The organism is Methylocapsa aurea (assembly GCF_000746085.1).
Classification (GTDB): Bacteria; Pseudomonadota; Alphaproteobacteria; order Rhizobiales; family Beijerinckiaceae; genus Methylocapsa; species Methylocapsa aurea.
On sequence record NZ_JQKO01000029.1, the window covers coordinates 1 to 18,088 of the forward strand.

An 18,088-nucleotide genomic window follows, 5' to 3' on the forward strand; every position below is an offset into this window, starting at 1 on the left:
GCAAGCGCCGCAGCTCCCAAAACACGAAAGGAAAAATCCGCCGCTTGACCCTCGCCCGCAACGCGGGACACAACATCCACCCGGGTCACTTCTCAATGAAAATCCCGGGTCAGTTCGAAGCGGAAATCAACAAACCCTCGCCTTCGTGCGCCGCGGGACCCCGGCTCCGATGCGCGCCCGCTTCGGCGGTTGCTCGATCCGCCCGCCGCTCCAGCCGGGATCGGGCTGCGACCGGGTTGCGAGCTTCACCGCTGGCCGCGCGATATCGCTCACCTCCGAGGAGGACCTGGCCGAGGCGACGATCAGCTTCGCCGCCGTGGCGCGCGCCCTGGTCGTCGTCTTCACCGCCCGCGACGAGGAGGGCGAGGTGGTCGAGCGGGCGGAAAAGACGCTGAGCGTCAACCTGATGTTCCAGACCGTCGCGGTCCATCCGGGCGGCGTATTCCGCAGCCTCGATATTACGGTCGAGACGGCCAGTAAGCCCGACGCCGGCGACGAAAAGCTGTTCGAGGCGCTGGAGATCGACTGGATCGAGTGCCTGCTCGAAGCCGACCGCGCCCATGCCGAGGACGACCGGCTCCGTTGCGACCGAATCGACGAGGACGGCCACGGTTCGAAGGCCCCGTTCCTGCCCCAGCACGAGTACGAGATCGCGCTGACGACGCAGGTCAAGATCCGCCACACCAACACCTCGTTCGAGACCCGTTCGATGATCGAACGGGCGAGCTTCGTCACCGCGGGCGCGCCAGGTCTCAATGAGACGGTCGAACCCGGGCTTGAACTGCGGCCCTACGTGGTGAGCCGTCCGCCGGGCGGCCGCGGCCGGGTCTACCGCGACGAAAGCGTGCATCTCGTCCTCTCGCCCGATCTGCGGCTGTTCGGGCCGGGCGCCGGGGGCGATAACGAGGCGGGCTTCCGCTATCCGGTGACGCTAACCGTCGGGACCCGCTTCGATACCCGCCCGGAAACCGGACCCGAGAGGTCCTCGTTCGAGAGCAACGACTGGTTCCTCGACCATCGCGGCGCGGGCGGGCTGACGCTCGCCGAAATCCTGCACGACCTGATCGCCGCGCAGGGCAAAGGCGGCCTTCGGCGGCGCTACCAGGTCCTCTCGCAGGACTCGGGCGGGACCTGCCCGCCGGACGACGTCTGGACCGAATCGCGGCCGCGCCTGGGAGTCGAGCCTTTCGACTCGGCGGGCCGTCCGCTCTGGCAGGCGCGCAGCGGCTATCACGCGGCGATGCGGCCCGCCGGCGGCCCGGTCGTCGAACGCGCGCCGTTCGAGACCGCCGACATCAGCGCATTCCGCGCGATCACCGGCGCCTGGACCGTCGAGGATGGGGCGCTCCGCGCTGACGCCGCGGCGACCGGCCGGTTCGGCGAACCCGACTGGGATTCGTTCAGCCTCCAGCTCACCGGCAGCCTCGCCGCCTCCGGCCATCTCTCGGCCGCGGTTCTGATCAATGCCGCGAACCCTGGCGGCGGGCTGTGCTTCAGCGTGACCGCCAATCCGGACGGCTCCGGAACGCTCGAGGCGCACGCGCTGTCCGGCGGACACGCGGTGGGGTCGCAGGCCATCGCCGCCCTGCCGGAGACGATCAGCCTCCGCGTCGACGTCTTCGCCGACCGCATCCGAGCGGGCGTCGCGGGGGTCACGCTGGGGGTCGACCGCGGCGCCGAGGCGCCTGGGCTGTGCGAGATCGGGGGCGCACAGGCGCGCATCCTGAGCCTGCGGGTGCGCGGGCTTGAGATGTACGGCTTCGACTTCGACACCAGCCGCTACGAAAGCTTCGCCGACCACATCGCCACCGCTGGAGCGATCGGCCAGCTGCCGATCGCCGGCGCCGAGGACACCCTCGCCGCGGTGCTCGCCCGGCTCGGCGGCGAGATCGCCGCGGCCATGCGTCCGGACGCCGCCGACAGCGACCGCGAGCGCGTGTTCGGGGAGGCGGTCCGGAGCCTCGCCGTCCCGCTCCGCGAAGCTCCGGAGCGCGTGCACCTCGACCTCGCGACCGCCGGCGCCGACCGCTGGTTCGTCATGGAGAGCCCGGAACCGATCGATTTGGTCGAGGAGGTCGTGCTGGACCTGCGCCGTCGGACGCCCCTGCCGCCGATCGATCCCGCCCTGGTCGACCGGGTCCGCGATGCGGTCGCCGACCTCTTCCGGCCGCTGCCGCCGACGCGCCCGCCGGCGTTCGACCCCACGCGGCGGCTCGGACCGGCGCCATTGAGCCGCGATCCCGGGATGTTGGGGCCGCGCGGCCAGGCCGCGATGGCCGGCCGACAGCGGCCGGACCTTCGCCCCGCGCCGGGCGCCAGGCCCTTCGTATCGGTGGAACTGGTCGGGAACCGTTTCGTCGTGACGCTCCTAGCCACCGGCGCCACCACGACGCGGCCCGCAACCGCACTCTCCCGCGCGGATCGCCTAGCGCTTGCGGGGGTCACGCTGTTCTTCGACCGGCTGGGCCGGCTGGTCGATTGGACCCGCCCCGATGAGAGCGAATGGCGCGCCATCGGCCTGGTCGCGATTCAGAACGCCAGCGGCACCCAGGCGCTCCTGATGCCGAGCGGCGCCCTGCCAAGCGGGGAATATCGGCTCCAGTTCGAGATCACCCGGCGCTGGTTCGACACCACAGCGCCGGTGGGACAGGACAACGCCTATCAGGGGCAATCCGCACTGACGTTCACCTTGGCATGAGGAATCCAGCAGGCATCGAAACTGAGTGGCCTCAGCAGTGAGACGCACCAGCAGCGCATTGAATCGTTGAAGCCGACTCAGCCCGAGGGCTCCGGTGTGTGGCGTGCGGGTTTTGGACGCGGAACAGGTCCACGGCCGCTGGATGATTTTGGCGTTCGGCGACGCGTTTGGCGTCTGTCCCGGCTGCCGCAAACAGTCAAAGCATCGGCATGGCTGGCATCAGCGGCATTTGCACGACGTTCCGGCGCAAGGCGCGGGCGTGACGGTGACGCTTCGGATGCGGCGCTGGCGCTGTTGCAATAAAGCTTGCGAGCGGCAGACATTTGTCGACCAGCCACCTGAAAAACGCCGCACCCGGTGGGCGCCGAACTCGTTCAGCTATTTGGCCATGGCATCGGCCGCCGGCCTGGCGAACGATTTAACCTCAATACTTCATCCCCCCACACACAATGTTGCTTGCTCTCTCCTGTTTCTCTCAAGGCTTGCGGCCGAAGGCGACAGCGATCGCTACGGTCATCTCCTTTGGCGGCGGATCGAACGGAGCGCTTGCGCGAACGGTTTTCAATGCGCTCGCATCGAGCTTCGGCTGGCCGCTGCTTGCGATGATCTTCAAAGTTTCCGGCCGAATCTGGCCGCTGTGTAGGATGGTGAAGGATACGGTGGCGGCGCCTTGCAGGCCGGCCTGCCGTCCTTCGTTTGGATAGACGAGGTTGGCCTGCACCTTTTTCGTCAGCAGCTTGACATAGTCCTTGAGGCGATCGAGCTCCGCGTCGCGATCCATTCTGAGCATTTGCGCCTTCTGCCGCTCCTCGGCGCCCGATACATTGTTCAAGCCCGCCGCTCCCGCCGAAACTTCGGCGGCCGAAGGACTCGTCGCAGCCTCGGGCGGCGGCATTGAAGTCACCTTTTCGCTTTCGATGGCGTCCGCCGACTGATCGTCGGAAGGCGCGGTCGGCGCGTCGAAGGCCTTTTCGGGCTTCGCCTTATTGGCCTCGTCCTGCTGTGCCTTCTCTTTCGTTTCCTGAAGGAGCTTTTGTTCGGTCTGGCTTTGCGCGACGACGCCTTGCAGTTCGATGACGAGCGACGGCGGCTCTTCGGGCGCCGCCGCCAAGGCATGCACGACGAAGGGCAGGCCGACAGCCGAATGCAAGGCGAGCGACGCGGCGAAGCCGTGATAGATCGTGAACTTCAGTCTCCCATTCATCTTTTTTTCGAGCATGTCAGTCCCCTGAAAACTTCTATTTGGAGCCGCTTCGAGTCTGCACGGCGACCTTGGTAAAATTCAGCTGCTTGAGGACATCTGCGACATCGATGAAGCTTTGGAACGCGATGGTCCTATCGGCGCGGATCAGGAAAGAGGTGTCGGGCGGCAGCGTCGCGAGCCGGCGCTCGAGCTCGTCCTTCGACGCCCGCTCGCCGTCGAAATAGACGTTCCCGTTGGCGGCAAGTTCGATCGTTTTGTCCTGATGCTTCTCGACCTGCGACCGCGACGCCTGGGGCAGCGAGACGGGGATGCGTCCGGTCGCTATGAAATTCGCGGTGGTCAGCACCATCGTGAGGAGCACCAGCATGATGTCAACGAACGGAATGACGTTGAGAGATTCAAAAGGCCGCTCATCCATCGTGGCCAATCTCCCATTCGAGCAGCAGCACCTTAGTCTTGCGCAAAAGCGCGTTATAGGCGACCACCGAAACAAGAGCGACGATGAGTCCCACGGCCGTCGCCTTCAAGGCGAGAGCAAGGCCGACCATGATCTTGCCCGCATCCGCCGAAGCGTCGAGGTTCATGTTATAGAAGGTCAGCATGATGCCAAGAACAGTGCCGAGCAAGCCGATATAGGGCGCGTTAGAGGCGACGGAGGCGACCACGACAAGCCGCTTAGTCAATTCCAGCTCGAGCGCCTTGATGCTGGCGAAGCTCTTCAGCTCGATGGAGCGATAGAAAAACAGGCGCTCCAGGACGATGGCGACGACGATGACGCTGAGCGCGGCCAGAAGCCCGATGATGCCGAAGTCGATGACGGCTGAAAGCCATTCCATCTGCATTGCGAATTTCTCCAAACCTCTATCCAGAGGCCTTTGAGGCGACGCGTCGGCGATTCGCTTGACGAGGCATCCGTGGTTGAAAACTGAGGCGCTTCAAGACGTCTTGCTCCTGGCGTCTAAAAGGTGAGGCCGACCTGCAACAGTCCCTTGGTCCACTGATTGTAGGTTGGGGCGCCCACATCCGATCCATAGGTATGGGCGACTTGCGCCTTGAGGAGGAAGAACCGGGCGGCGGAATATTCGTAGGTCGCGTAATAGCCGAGACCGAAGTCGTTCAGCTGCGTGTAGCTCTTCTGCGTCGTCGTGTAGGAGCCGTTCTCGAGCCAGGCGGCGCCAACGTCGGTGAACAAGCCGATCGAGTGGCGATAAAGGTAAATGTCGGGAAGGGCATATTTGAGCTCGGGCGTCACGAGATAGCCGCTGTCCCCGCTCAACCCTTCGTCATAGGAGCGGACGCCCCAATAGCCGGACAGGCTCATTTGCTCGCTCGAATCAAGGTTGCCCGACAGTGATTTCTGAGCCCTTAGTAAAGTTGAGAGCGACAGCTTCTCGCTAAAGGCGAGGGTTGCATTAAACGACAGGTTGATCCTCTCATAATTGCCGACGGTGTCGACGCTTGCGATATTCGCAGCCCTTTGCGCGGCGTTCGGGAAGTTCACATTGCCAGCCGTGAAGGAGAAGGTCGTGCTCGTCGTCAGCGGCATGCCGCCGAATGCTCCCACCGTGTCGCGGGTGAGCGCCACCGTTCCGAGATCGATTGTCCTGTTGGCGAAAGAGACGCCGAGAATCTTGTCGTTCAACGATTTTCGGGTGAAATTCGCCAAAATATAGATGCTGTCGTCCCGTTGCCGCCGCAGCGCATAGGTCAGGGTCGCGGTAACCGCGTCTGCCGTGCCAGTCGCATTGACGGCATTGTAGACGCCGCTGAGAACATAGGTCGTCCGGAACGCGCCGATTTCGCCGCGCAGCCCGTCATAGCCCAGCGGAAACGAATAGGCGGCTCGCCCATTCACGAGGCTGGTGGACTCCGATACGATGCCGAAAGCCGAGAGCCTATCGCCGTAGCCGAGCGGCGAATTCAGGGCGAGGCTGCCGCTCACCCTGTTCCGGCCGGTGTAGGGCGAGCCGAAATTGTCGCCGAGAAGAAAGCCCTCGAGTCGCCGCCCTTCCGGAACGCTGAACACGAAATCCGATGTCTCCGGCCGCTGCCCGGGCCCAATTGCAACCCGCGGCATGCCCGCGCCCGGCAGATCGGAAATCAGCAGCATGGCGCGTTCGAGCGCGTCCTTGTGAATAAGCGGCGACCCGCCGAGCGCCCGATCGATCACGCTTTGCAGGTAATCGTCCCGGACGAGGGACTGGTTGGCGATCGCGATCGCCCCATATTGGCCGGGGACGAGCTTGATCCGCAGCACCCCGCTGCGGGCGTCCTGAGCCGGGACATAGGTTTTGGCCACGAGATAGCCCCGGGTGCGATACAGCGTCGTGATCTTGTCCGCCGCCGCATAAATTTCGCCAAGCGGCAGTTTGCGATTCTCATAAGGCTCCAATATCTCGCGCACCTCCGCCTGGCCGACGAGCTTTGGACCCTCGACCTCAAAACTTCGGACGAACAGGGTCTCCTGGTCCTTGAGCGCCAGTTGCGGCTCGACAAGCTGCGGCAGCACGGGCGCGGCCTCCGCCCGTGGAAGCGGAGCCCGTCGCGCCGCTTCGGCGTCCCGGACCGCGTCGCCGATATTATAGGGGAGGACCGGGACGGCGCTCTGCGCCCTGGCATGGGGCATCGCGCCCAGCGTCGCCAAAAGCGCGCCGCAACAGGCGATGAATGTGCCTTCCTTCATTGCGATAAACCTTTAGAACCGAAGAGAATTGCTATTGGGATTTCTGACCGGATGCGCCGTTCTTGGAAGCTCGATCCTCCAGGTCATAATGCTGGCCGTCGATCTCGATGCTGCGGATCGTGGCGCCAAAACCCGCTCCGAAAGCCTTGGCGCTAGCTTTCCGAGCCGTCGTCGTCTGACCGGCGGCGGCATGGCGGGGTGCGCGCTGCTCCTCGACTGCGGCGTCGTCGGCGCGGCGGGGTGCGCGCTGCCCCTCGCTCTCAACGGCGCGCCGCGCCGGCTCCTCGAACTTGATATTATCCTCGACCTTTGGGCCCGCGATGGCGGCGGTCGACTGCGCGCCGGCAGTGGACATGGCCGAGCTCGGCGGTTTAGCCGCTGTCATTTCCACATCTGTCGTCGCAATCACATTCGCCGCCGACGTCGCCGCCAGAGCAGCCTCGGCGGCTCGGGCGGCGGCGGCTCGGGCGGTGGCGGCCGCATCGTGATACGTGCTGCCGGCGATTGTGCCGACATTGCCCCCGATCAGCCCGCTGACATTGCTCCTCCCCTTAACAGTCCCGCTGGCGGCGCTGTCGCTGACGTCGCCGTAGTTTGAGCCGACCAGCCCGCCGACATCTGAAAAGCCGTTCACATCTCCGTAGGCTTGCAAGCCGACGATGGATCCATCGTTATGTCCGACCCCTCCGCCGATATTGGAAACAAGGCCGACGCCGTTCACATTCCCATAGGAGGAGGAGTTGAGGACTTGCCCGCTGAAAGTCGTTCCATCCGGGTTGTATCCAACCGTATTGTTCCCCACCAACCCGCCGACGTTATCGACGCCGGCGGGGGAGGTTACCCCATCAAGGATGCCCGACCCCGCCGTCACGCTCACATTCACATTTGCGGAAGAATTGGCGATAGTGCCGCCATCGTTGTTGCCAACCAACCCGCCATAGTTTTGGCCGTTGGCCGAGACGTAATTCCATGTCACCGTCACAGTCCCGCTCGCGGTGGAGCCGATGATGAGGCCGGGGTTGAAAGTGCCGTCGAAGGAGGTGCCGGCGATGTTCTCTCCGACGAGACCGCCGACGTAAGCGCTATTAGTTGCCGTTACGTTTACAAAGGCGTGAGAGTTGATGATGGAGCCGACGTTGAACCCGACCAAGCCGCCGATGTCGGTGCTGTTAGTGAGGCCGTTGCCATCATCACTCAAGATGCCAGCCGCCGTTATTTGTCCTTTGGCGGAGGAGTTGCTGATGGTTTTATAATTCGCCCCTGCCAACCCGCCATAGGAGCTGCCGCCGTTGAGAGCGGAGATGTTCACGTCGTCGGTGTGAGCATTGTCGAGAACGCCCTGGTTGACGCCAACCAGCCCTCCGACGTTGAAAACCCCATCCATCTTCGCCCCGATCGAGTAGGCGTTGCTGACGGAGCTGCCGATGCTAATCAGCCCGACGAGGGCGCCGTCGTTGCCGGCGCCAGGGCCATTAGTATTCTTGTCGGTGATGCTAGCGTTCACCACGCCGATATCGCGGACAACGCCAACGCCAATGATCGTTGGAGGCAAGGGAAAATTCCCTTGCACAGAGCCAAGCTGTCCAATCAAGCCGTCATTGCCATACCCGGCGGTGTCGTTGATGGTCAGATTGCTGACCGTATGACCCAACCCGGCCAAAGTGCCGTTTAGGGTATTTACCACCGCGCCGGAAAAGATCTTGCCGGAAGCGTCGAGGTCCTGCGCCAGGGCGTAAAAGCCTGTTGCCGGAGTGAATACCGCTCGGCCATCCCAATCGCTGATGACTTGGCTGCCGTCTGGGTTGAGAACCGGGGGACTAATCGCGGCCAGTTGGTCGATGCTGTGGATCAGCGTGTAGGTCTGGCCGTTGATGCTCAAACCGGCGTTGGCTCCGCTGAGCGTCACCGAAGCATCGTTGATCTTCAAGGAGCCATCTCTGTCCATGCTGACATTATTGATGTAATAATCAGCGCCGGCCTTGACGCTTCCCGTCGTGGCGTAGCCGCCATAGTTCATCGCCAACCCGGCGCCGGCGCCCGTGGCGGCGATGGGCGCATTGATGTTAATGTTGTTTGCGGCGTCAAGCGTCAGAATATTATTGGCCGACCAGGTCACGGGAGCGTTGACATAGATGCTGCCGTCCGTTCCACCGCCGTTGGTCGAGGCCAGAATAATGTTATTTGCGCCAAGCAGGCTGCCGAGCGTGGTCCCGCTGATGTTGGCGCCCTTGCCCCCGATGGCAAACCCTTGGGAGTCGATCAGCCAGGTCCCGTTCACGCCAATCGAAGCCTCGGTTGTGACAGCGGCGCTGTTTGCGATAGTCACCCTGTTGCCCTTCGTCTCGATCGCGCCGCCCGCGCCGCCCTGGGGCGCCGAAGCGTCGAGCGTGCCCGCAACCTTGACCTTGCCGCCGATGGTGGAAAGTTTGATCGAGCCGACATGCGCCGGACCGCCCATGAGATCGGCCATGGTGCGCGCCCGAATGACGCCGGTATTATTGACCTGCGCCGACAGGACGGCGTCGGCCGCTCTGGCCGTCATGATCACTCGCCCTCCGTCAGCCGTGATCGCCCCCTTGTTCTCGACCAAAGCGTTCAGCGTCCCTTGGTCGATCGTTACGTCGATGAGCGAGTTGCCCTCGAAATTTAGGGCAATTCTATCTCCCGCCGCCATGGCCACAGTCCCAAGAGTCGCGGTGATCACGCCCTTATTCGAGACCGTCTTGCCGAGCAGCGCGACATAGCCTCCTTCGCTCGCCTGAATTTTGCCCTGATTGACGACGGAAGCCTTCGAGGAGCCGGAAAAGCTGTAGTTCCCGACCATGAAATTTGAGTTGGAGATATCGAGCGTGGAGGCGACAAGACCGCCGACATTGACCTGCGCGTCTCTGGTGAAGAGCACACCCGCTGAATTTACGATGAAGACCTGCCCGTTGGCGTTGAGTGCGCCGGCGATGACGCTCGTCTCGTTGCCAATGACGCGGTTGAGCGTCACCGCCGAACTGCTTGGCTGGTTGAAGTTGACGGTTTCCTGCGCGCCGATCGAAAAACCCAGCCAGTTGATGATTGCCTTGTTGGAGAACTGATTGATGTTGGTGACGCTTCCAGCGTGAAAGATGCCCGCCGAGCCCTCTATGACCGTGCCGCCGGTGGGCCCCGCCAAAGCAGGGCGCTGCAAGGCCATCAGCGCTGCAATGGCCGTCATTGTGGCGAAGGATCCCTGGAACGCGCGCAGGCGACCGGAAGGACGCGGCGAGGAGAGCGGATCTGTGGTAAGCCGCGCTGCGGCGCGCTTCGAAGTTATGCTTTTTTGGCGAAGAGCCATTTTGGGGGCTGTTGAGGTCATGGCTGGCAGTCTCTAAAGAGGGGCTCCGGCAGGCAGTGCGTCGGCGCTTATCGATATATTTTGATATATAGTATGGTCCGTTACGCCTCGACCCAGGTCAACCGAAAAAAGTGCCCACGCAACTCGTACGCGAGCGATATTTCGGCGCTGTGGCATATTAGCTACGCTGGCGTCGGCGCCGACCCAGGCGCCCTGTTCGGATGTTGTTAAATGTCAAATTCAGTCTGTGAGCTCAGCGGCGCTTTCGGGGCCGTCTGCTGCCCCCCAAATACAGCCCACCGACGATGTTTCGGGCGTCCTGGCCTTCCCTGCCGACGGCAAAAGTTAGCGCCCGAAACGCGCCAGCCTCAGCGCGGAACGTAATTGGCTGGCAGCAAAGGGATGCCCGCTGAAATGGCCTTGATTTGCCTTTAGCAATATCGTACACAATATAGCTATACGTCGATGTGCTGCCGCCCGTTCCGGTTCATGCGACATCAATCATGCATAAGAAACAAAGAATGGCTCGGTCGCCATTCGGCTCACGGGTGCGGTGAGACTAGGGTCGCGTGCGCGGGGTGCTGATCGATGGGCAAAGAGAGTCAATGCGTTCAAGGGCCGCCAGTTTGCGGCAGGCGGCTTCCTTTGGGCTGTCCAGTGGTCTCCGCGGTTCCCCGTCCGCTTCAAAGATGTAGAGCGCACGCCGGCGAATCGCGTCGCGCTGGACGCGGCGCTGCACGCCAGGGCAAATATCTCAACAACATCGTCAGGATCATCGTCGGATCACGCGGTTCGTTCGGCCAGGTCTTGGCGTCAAGTCCATGAGCACGATGCAACATCAGCGATTATGAGATCTTTGCGATGATCCGCAAGGATCAGATCGCCACGATTTCAACCAACAACATGGAAGCGCCGCGCACCTTCGTCGCGTCGCTGCTCGCGGTCATGGCCCAATGGGACAGAGTTGGGTGAGTTGCGCGCCGCCTGTGACTTTACAACCGAATCGCTTGAGGCCGATGAATTCATAGATCGCGCATCGAGCATTTGACGAAAAGGGAAGAATATCATGATAATCGGTAAGGTTAAAAAACTGACATTAGGCGCCTCGGCGGCTCTAGTGACGATGTATTCGTCCGCTTACGCGACCACAATCTCGGTTGGCGTGGCGCCGAGTTTTGCAGAAGCCTTGATTGACTTGTCAGGCGCTTTCCAGGAGTACTACATCACTCATGGAAATCTCAACTACAATGTCGTTGTGACCGTCGACTCTACGGCAAATCTCAAAAGTGAGATTATAAATGGCGCTCCATCAGGACCATATGATCTGTTATTGTCACCGGACAATCTGGCATTGTACGATTTGGCGCTTAAGCAACCCAGCCTGGTGGTCGGTCAACCATTTCAGTATGCTACAGATTCCCTGATGCTTTATTCAAAATCAGTAGATATTAGCGCAGGCTTGCCATCTTCGTTGACCCAAGATTTTGTGATCGCCGATCCGCTCAAAGACGCTTATGGGCGGGCGACGGCGCAAGTATTAGCTACAACGCCAGGGATTGTTACCGCCCTTCGTCAAAACCACATTAAGACACGAGACGACATAGGCACGACGTTTGCCGCGGTTGACGGGGGAAGCTACCCCTATGGATTTGTCGCTAAGTCGCAAATCTGTCAATACAATAACGGCTCTGAATATTATGTCGAAGGCACTTATCATCACGAATATAGTCCTACGAATTCCGCACACCCGTACATTCCAATTAGCTTAAAGGGTCTTAAGATCGCCGTAACCCGTGCAACAGACAAGGAAACCGAACTCACCGATTTCGTCAACTTCTTGACTGGACAAGGCGCCACTGTCGGGACGAGCCTAATAAAACAATATTGCTATAAAGCATCTTAAGAAGCCGCGTCCTCGGCAGGGTCGGCTGAAGCATCTCAGAATCCTCAGCTTACGCGCTGCCCGCGCCGCAGGGCCCCTTCGCGCATGTCCTGCTGCTTTGCAGGCAAACCCTTTGTCACATCAACAATAGATTGCCCGACATCTCCGCGCGGCCAATGGCTTGAAGCGGACAAGATCAAAGTCGCGCCGTCCAATCTCTAAAGAATAGGAAAAGGTCATGTTAATAGGCAAGCTAAAACAGCTGAATTTCGCCGTCGCTGCCGCTTTAACCATAATGTGCGCGCCGGCTTATGCGACCAGCATCAAGATTGCTGTGGCGGCGAATTTTGCCGCTACATTGAATTCTATGCTTGGACCATTCCAATCCCTCTACCCAAGTGATTCATTCTCGCTGGTCTCAGATTCCACGACAAATATCAAAAACGCTATCATTAGCGCCGGCACGGCGACGACATATGATCTGTTTTTGTCAGCGGACTTTGCTGCACCGCAAGACTTATATGCGAATCACAATAGCCTGGTCGTCGGCGCCCCATTTCATTATGCCACTGGCTCTCTGGAGCTTTGGTCCAAAACAGTGAATATCAGCGCGGGCCTGCCAAATCCCCTAACAACAAATATCGTGATCGCCGACCCGACCAAAGCCCCTTATGGAAAGGCGGCCCAACAAGTCCTGGCATCATCGCCTTGGTCTATTACGACAATCCCGAGCGGATTCGTTTTCACACGGCCCAATATCACTACGACCTACCAAGCAGTCAACAGCGGGACTTTTGCGTATGGGTTTGTGGCCAAATCGGCAATCTGCACAAAGCCCGGTAGTTCCGAGGTATATCCCGCAGGCACTTACCATCACTCATATCTTTACAACGACCCGGCGCACCCCTACGATCAAATCAAACAATACGCCATAAAGATTAACCGTAGTGGCCGTACGACAGCGCAAAACACGGTGCTGACCAACTTTGTCAACTTCTTGACGGGCGTTGGCACTTCCGCTGGGACCGCTAAAATTCTCTACTATTGCTATCAGCTTCCCTAGACTAGGCTCAGGGCTCAAATAGCTCAAAGCCAATGCGCAACGGTAGCGACAAGACAAAGGGTGGCGAAATAGCGTCCGGTGAGCTTGTCGTATCGCGTGACGATGCACCGGAAATCCTTCAACCTTCCGAAGCGGCGCTCGATGACGTTGCGCTTCTTGTAGGCGTTCTTGTCGTGCCTGATGCGCCCCTTGCGATTGGATTTGCCGGGAATGGCAACGCTAATGTTCTGCTGTTTGAGGTAGGCGTGAAACGCGTTCGTGTCATAGGTTTTGTCGGCCAGGAGTTCCCTTACGGGGTCGGGCTGACGCATTCTTGCGCTTTGACACAATCGGCGGTGTTGCCGGGGGGCAGGACCAACGGCCATGGCCTGACATGGTCGTCGACAATCGCGTGTGTCTTGCTGTTTTCACCACCCTTCGTGAGCCCGATCGCCTGAAACTCGGCCCCCTTTTCCGCCGCTGGCGCAGCGGTGGGCTTTCACATGGCTGCTGTCCAAGGCGACCTGCTCCGGCGGCTCGGAAGGCGCCGCGACCGATTTGAAGATCTTTTGCCAGATGCCCCGCTGGCTCCAGCGCGCGAACCGATTGTAGATCGTCTTGGACGGACCCCACTCCCGCGGGCAATCGTCCCAACGACAGCCGATCGTCAGCGCATGCAGATCCCACTCAAAATGCGTTGATCGTCGTAGCGTCGCGGCCCCGGGTGGACCTTGGGCAAATACGGCTCGATCTGCGCCCATTGCTCGTCGGTGAACCAAAACTAGAATGAGCCAAAGGCGGTTCCCAATCCGATGACGGCGGCGAGGGCAAGGAGGCCGCCGACGATCGACACCATAACGATGTCAAAATAGCTTTCCCGATGGGTCGATCCGCAGACCGCGAGCAGCGTGACTACGGCGCCATTGTGCGGCAGACTGTCGAGCGTGCCCGCGCCGATCACGGCGATGCGGTGCATCAGCCCCGGATCGATCCCCTTTTCGGCGGCAAGGCGCATATAGGAATCGCCGAGCGCGTCGAGCGCGATCGTCAGTCCACCGGACGCCGAACCGGTGAGCGAGGCGAGCACATTTGTGGCCACCGCCAGCGAAACCAGCGGGCCGCCTTGAATCGACAGCACCCAATCGCGAACCATCGCGAAGGCGGGCAGCGCCGCGACCACCGAGCCAAAGCCGACGAGGCTGGCGACGCTCAACACCGGCAGCGCGGAGGCATTGGCGCCGGCGTCCATGCTTCCGCGGAGGTCGGGCAGCCGCCGCAAGTTGACCGCGATCAGCACGACGATGGCAGCTGCGAGCGCGGTCACGACCGCCCACACGCCGCCGACGGCGGACAGCGATGTCGAACCCCACGCCTCGTCGGCGAGATATGAAGCGTTGAGACGAGGCAATATAAACAAGGACATCAAGAGATTGACGCCGACCACGATGACGAGCGGAAAAACGGCCACGGCGATGGACGGAGCGGAAACGCTCTCATGGCCGTGGCGGATCTCGGCTGGATCGAACGTGCTGGAGGTTGTCGCGCGCTCGCGGACGACGAGGTCGTCCGCCGCATCGGCCCCGGAAGCCGCATCGGCGCCGTAGCCTTGGCCCTTCCTGCGAGCGCTGGCCTCGGCGCGGGCGAGCCACCAAAGGCCGAACCCCAGCATGATGGCCGAGGCGATGACCCCAAGGCCCGGCGCCGCGAAGGGCGTGGTGCCGAAAAATGGCATCGGGATCGCGTTCTGGATCGCCGGCGTTCCGGGCAGCGCCGACATCGTGAAGGTGGATGCGCCAAGAGCGATCGCCGCCGGCATCAATCGCTTGGGGATCGCGGCGACGCGAAATAGCTCATGCGCCATGGGAGCCAGGACGAAGAAGGCGACAAAGAGACTGACGCCCCCATAGGTGACCAGCGCGCCGGCGAGGACGACCGCTAGCACCGCGCGCTTTGTCCCCAGGCGCATTGTCATAAAGGTTGCGATGGCCGAAACGGAGCCGCTGTCCTCCATGAGCTTGCCGAAGAGGGCGCCAAGGAGAAAAATCGGGAAAAACTGCATGATGAAACGCGCGGCGCTTCCCATAAAAGTTTGCGTCCAATGGGCGAGCAGCGGCTCCCCCGCCAATCCGGCGGCGAGCACCGCCGCCAGGGGAGCGAGCAGAAGCACGCTCCAGCCCCGATAGGCGAGCCAGATCAGCAGCCCGAGAGCGACAAGAATGCCGAGCAGTCCCATGCGTCAGATTCCTTCCAGGAAAACATCGAGATCGAGGGTCGACCGGCGCCCGAGATCGGCGGCATGCGTCTCCAAAAAAAGCTGCGCCGCTTTTCGCCCTTCATCGCGAAGCAGGGAGAAGAATTCCCATTCCGCGTTGAGTTTGGAAGAGGCGCCGAGCTCGGTCATCATCTCGCTCGCGATCCGGTGGATGCGCATGCCAGCCCATTGCGCGCCCTCGCTGTCGCCCGGATCGGCGACGTGCCGAAGCAAGGCGATCATCCGCAGCTCCTTCAGGAGAACCGAGTTGAAGGACACTTCATTCAGGCGGTTCAAAATCTCGGATGCGGAGCGCGGCGATTCTTTGCGCTCGATCGGGTTGATCTGGACGAGAATGGTATCGTGCGATTTACACTCCCGGATGAGGGGCGTTATCGTGGGATTGCCGGAATAGCCGCCGTCCCAGTAAGGCTCGCCGTCGATCTCTATGGCTTGGAACATGGTCGGCAGGCAAGCCGAGGCGAGTAGAACGTCCGGCGTAATGGCGTCGTTTTTGAACACGTGACCGCGGCCGGTCTGGACATTGGTGGCTGTGATGAAGAGCTTCATCGGCGATTGCGCCAGCCGCTCGAAATCCACGAGTTCGGTCAGGATCGCCCGCAACGGATTATTGCCCTTCGGATTCAAGTCATAGGGCGATAGCAGCCGCGACATGAGATCCATCGCGACATAGACGGGCGAGGAGTCCAGCGTCCAGCGGCCGAGCAGCACATCGAAAGGCCCGCGCCGGAGCGGACTGAATCGAGCCGCATCGGAGACGCGTCGCCAGAATGTCTCCAAAGCTTCCCGTGCGCCGGCGGCCCCGCCCTTCGCATGGCCATCGACCAGCACAGCGGCATTCATCGCTCCGGCGGAGGTGCCGGAAATGCCGTCGACGCCAAGCCAAGGCTCCTCAAGCAGACGATCGAGCACGCCCCACGTGAACGCGCCATGCGCGCCGCCGCCCTGCAACGCAAGATCGACAAGGATGGGATCGCGCGTGATGGCGGCCCCAGTTGATTCCATGGACATCGGACCTCGCGGAAATCATCGGATAAGCCGTAGCTGACCTGGATATTGTAAGATGGCTAGACCATAGCGTCACGCACATTCAGTTTGCGAAGCGCGCAGGCTCACGCGGGCGTCGCTCACAGCGCTCGATTTCTTGCCCGAAAAAGTTGATCAACTTTTTGATATTTGGACATCGGATATATCCGATGTCTCTTAAGAACATGCTCCAACACTTTGAATCCGAGCGATTCCTTTTCGATCAGATGACCCCATCTGATCGGGAAACGCTTTAGGACGAATCAAATCATGGTCCGCAAACGCGACAATGTTGCGAAAGCCATCAACGCTTGACAACGACGGCGCTTGAGCCGGTTCCCTTTCGCCGACAAGCAGCGCAGATTCCTCACTTCATGCGGAGCGTCCGCTTTTTCGCGGCGCGTCGCTTCGCCGATCATGCGTTGTGTGTCTTGTCGGGTGGCGCTTGTCCCGAGAGGAGCACTGCGATCCATTGGAGGGAAGGGTATTGCTCGCAGACGGTGAGGAATGCGATCAGAATTGGAACGCCGATGAAGGTCCCTGGCAAGCCCCAGATGAAGCCCCAGAAGAACACCGCGAACATCACGACGAAGGGAGAAATGGCGAGGGTCTTGGCGGTGAACAAAGGTTCGAAATAGCTGCCGATGAGGAACTGGACGATGGCCAGCGTTGTCAGGACGAGAGTGGGCAATTCCCACGATCCCGTTTGAACGAAGGCGAACAGCGTCGGCAGGATCGTCGAGACGAGCGTCCCGATCAATGGAATGTAGTTCAGCGCATAGGCGATGACGCCCCAGGCGGCGGCGAGCTCCAGGCCGACCACAAGCGAAAAGACCCATACCACAAGCCCGGTCAAGACGCTCGCCAAGGTCCGCACCAGCATATATTGGCGGAATTTCTGACCGATCTTCGCCCCCGCGGCGATCAGCCTCGCGCTATGGGTTTGGTCTCCCAGCGATTGGAGATTGGCCTTGAACTCCTCGGCTTCGAGAAGCCCCATCGCCATGAACAGGAAAACCAGAAGGGAGAAGGCGACAAGGCTGTTCAGCCTGGTGGCGATTTCCTGAAAGACGCGCAGCAGCGAGGATGCGTTGAAATGCTCGGCGACCGTCGAGACGATGAAAATGTCGTATTCCTCGAGCCAGTTGGTTCCCGCGACATAAAGGCTCTGGACGCGGGTGAAGTTCTGGCTGACCCATTGGGCGACCTGACCGCCGCCCCACGCCACCATGGAGGCGAGCTTGACGACGACGGCCAGCGTCACGAGAACGGTGACGATCAGCGCCAAGCCGCGCGGCATCCGGGTCTCCAGCGCCTTCTGCAGCGGCCAGACAATGATGATCGCGAAGAGCGCGAAGGCGACCGGTTCGAAGACGACGTCGGCGAAATAAAACGCATCGATGACAAGAAAAGCGATGATCAGAGCGCAGGCAATGCGGACGACGCTATTGTCCATGTTTCGTCCTCGATATTGCTTGCCTTTCGGACCCGCTGCGCTGATCGGCGGCTTGAAAAAGCGCGGCGGGCAGCGCATTCTACATTGCCGATAAGGCTCATTTGCAAGCGGGGTAACCTACAATGTCCGATCTCATCGTCATTGTCTATCCGTCCCAGGAAAAAGCAGAGGAGGTGCGAAACCGCCTGTTTGATTTGCAGAAGGAATATCTGATCAAACTCTCGGACGCTGTCGTCGCCACCAAATCAGCAGATGACCGGATCCAACTGCACCAGGTCGTCAACACAACGGCGGCCGGCGCCGCCTCGGGCAGTTTCTGGGGCTTGTTGGTCGGCGTGATTTTCCTCAATCCGATTCTCGGCGTGGCTTTAGGGGCGGCGGGCGGCGCATTGGGCGGCGCGCTGACGGACTTCGGCATCAATGACAAGTTCATGAAAGACATCGCCGAAAGCATCCAGCCCGGCAATGCCGCCTTGTTCGTGCTCATCAAGGAAATGACG

The 18,088-nt window shown here is 61.0% G+C and carries 12 protein-coding genes and 2 pseudogenes; 5 read left to right on the forward strand and 9 right to left on the reverse strand.

Annotated features, from left to right (window positions below; translation table 11 throughout):
• Positions 1 to 169 precede the first annotated feature (169 nt).
• The gene (locus tag DL86_RS14770) at positions 170 to 2,698 is read left to right on the forward strand and encodes a hypothetical protein (protein WP_036263047.1); all 2,529 of its coding nucleotides are present in this window, start codon (positions 170 to 172) and stop codon (positions 2,696 to 2,698) included.
• Between the two features lie 142 nt (positions 2,699 to 2,840).
• A pseudogene (locus tag DL86_RS20580) lies at positions 2,841 to 2,981 on the forward strand (transposase family protein); the annotation flags it as partial.
• Between the two features lie 192 nt (positions 2,982 to 3,173).
• Here DL86_RS20580 and DL86_RS14775 read toward each other — a convergent pair.
• From DL86_RS14775 to DL86_RS14795, 5 genes are all read right to left on the reverse strand, one after another.
• Complete coding sequence (locus tag DL86_RS14775; protein WP_036263050.1) at positions 3,174 to 3,917, reverse strand: TonB family protein; 744 nt, start codon at positions 3,915 to 3,917, stop codon at positions 3,174 to 3,176.
• A 19-nt stretch (positions 3,918 to 3,936) separates the two neighbouring features.
• Positions 3,937 to 4,320, reverse strand: a complete 384-nt coding sequence (locus tag DL86_RS14780; RefSeq protein WP_036263053.1) for an ExbD/TolR family protein — start codon at positions 4,318 to 4,320, stop codon at positions 3,937 to 3,939.
• Complete coding sequence (gene exbB / locus DL86_RS14785; RefSeq protein ID WP_036263076.1) at positions 4,313 to 4,744, reverse strand: TonB-system energizer ExbB; 432 nt, start codon at positions 4,742 to 4,744, stop codon at positions 4,313 to 4,315. The genes DL86_RS14780 and exbB overlap by 8 nt, the downstream gene beginning before the upstream one ends.
• 116 nt (positions 4,745 to 4,860) lie before the next feature.
• A complete protein-coding gene (locus tag DL86_RS14790) occupies positions 4,861 to 6,585 on the reverse strand; it encodes a ShlB/FhaC/HecB family hemolysin secretion/activation protein (RefSeq protein ID WP_036263055.1) in 1,725 nt (574 codons plus the stop codon).
• A 31-nt stretch (positions 6,586 to 6,616) separates the two neighbouring features.
• Positions 6,617 to 9,790 (reverse strand): two-partner secretion domain-containing protein, encoded by a 3,174-nt coding sequence (locus tag DL86_RS14795; protein ID WP_245276391.1) that lies wholly within the window; start codon positions 9,788 to 9,790, stop codon positions 6,617 to 6,619.
• 1,186 nt (positions 9,791 to 10,976) lie between these two features.
• Between DL86_RS14795 and DL86_RS14800 the strand changes: the two genes are divergently transcribed.
• Both DL86_RS14800 and DL86_RS14805 read left to right on the forward strand, forming a co-directional pair.
• The gene (locus DL86_RS14800; RefSeq protein ID WP_036263059.1) at positions 10,977 to 11,813 is read left to right on the forward strand and encodes a molybdate ABC transporter substrate-binding protein; all 837 of its coding nucleotides are present in this window, start codon (positions 10,977 to 10,979) and stop codon (positions 11,811 to 11,813) included.
• A gap of 217 nt (positions 11,814 to 12,030) precedes the next feature.
• Positions 12,031 to 12,855, forward strand: a complete 825-nt coding sequence (locus DL86_RS14805; RefSeq protein WP_036263061.1) for a molybdate ABC transporter substrate-binding protein — start codon at positions 12,031 to 12,033, stop codon at positions 12,853 to 12,855.
• A gap of 23 nt (positions 12,856 to 12,878) precedes the next feature.
• Here the strand turns inward: DL86_RS14805 and DL86_RS19445 are convergent.
• From DL86_RS19445 to DL86_RS14830, 4 genes and pseudogenes are all read right to left on the reverse strand, one after another.
• Positions 12,879 to 13,585, reverse strand: a pseudogene (locus DL86_RS19445) (IS5 family transposase).
• 30 nt (positions 13,586 to 13,615) lie between these two features.
• Positions 13,616 to 15,067: a GntP family permease gene (locus tag DL86_RS14820; protein ID WP_036263067.1), complete on the reverse strand. Its 1,452-nt coding sequence runs from the start codon at positions 15,065 to 15,067 to the stop codon at positions 13,616 to 13,618.
• Positions 15,068 to 15,070: 3 nt separating this feature from the next.
• On the reverse strand, positions 15,071 to 16,117 hold the full coding sequence (locus DL86_RS14825) for a patatin-like phospholipase family protein (RefSeq protein WP_156964687.1): 1,047 nt from the start codon (positions 16,115 to 16,117) through the stop codon (positions 15,071 to 15,073).
• Between the two features lie 430 nt (positions 16,118 to 16,547).
• Positions 16,548 to 17,588 (reverse strand): AI-2E family transporter, encoded by a 1,041-nt coding sequence (locus DL86_RS14830; RefSeq protein WP_036263081.1) that lies wholly within the window; start codon positions 17,586 to 17,588, stop codon positions 16,548 to 16,550.
• A 122-nt stretch (positions 17,589 to 17,710) separates the two neighbouring features.
• Here DL86_RS14830 and DL86_RS14835 point away from each other — a divergent pair.
• Positions 17,711 to 18,088, forward strand: a 378-nt coding sequence (locus DL86_RS14835; RefSeq protein WP_036263073.1) for a DUF1269 domain-containing protein, incomplete at its 3' end; no start/stop codon positions are given.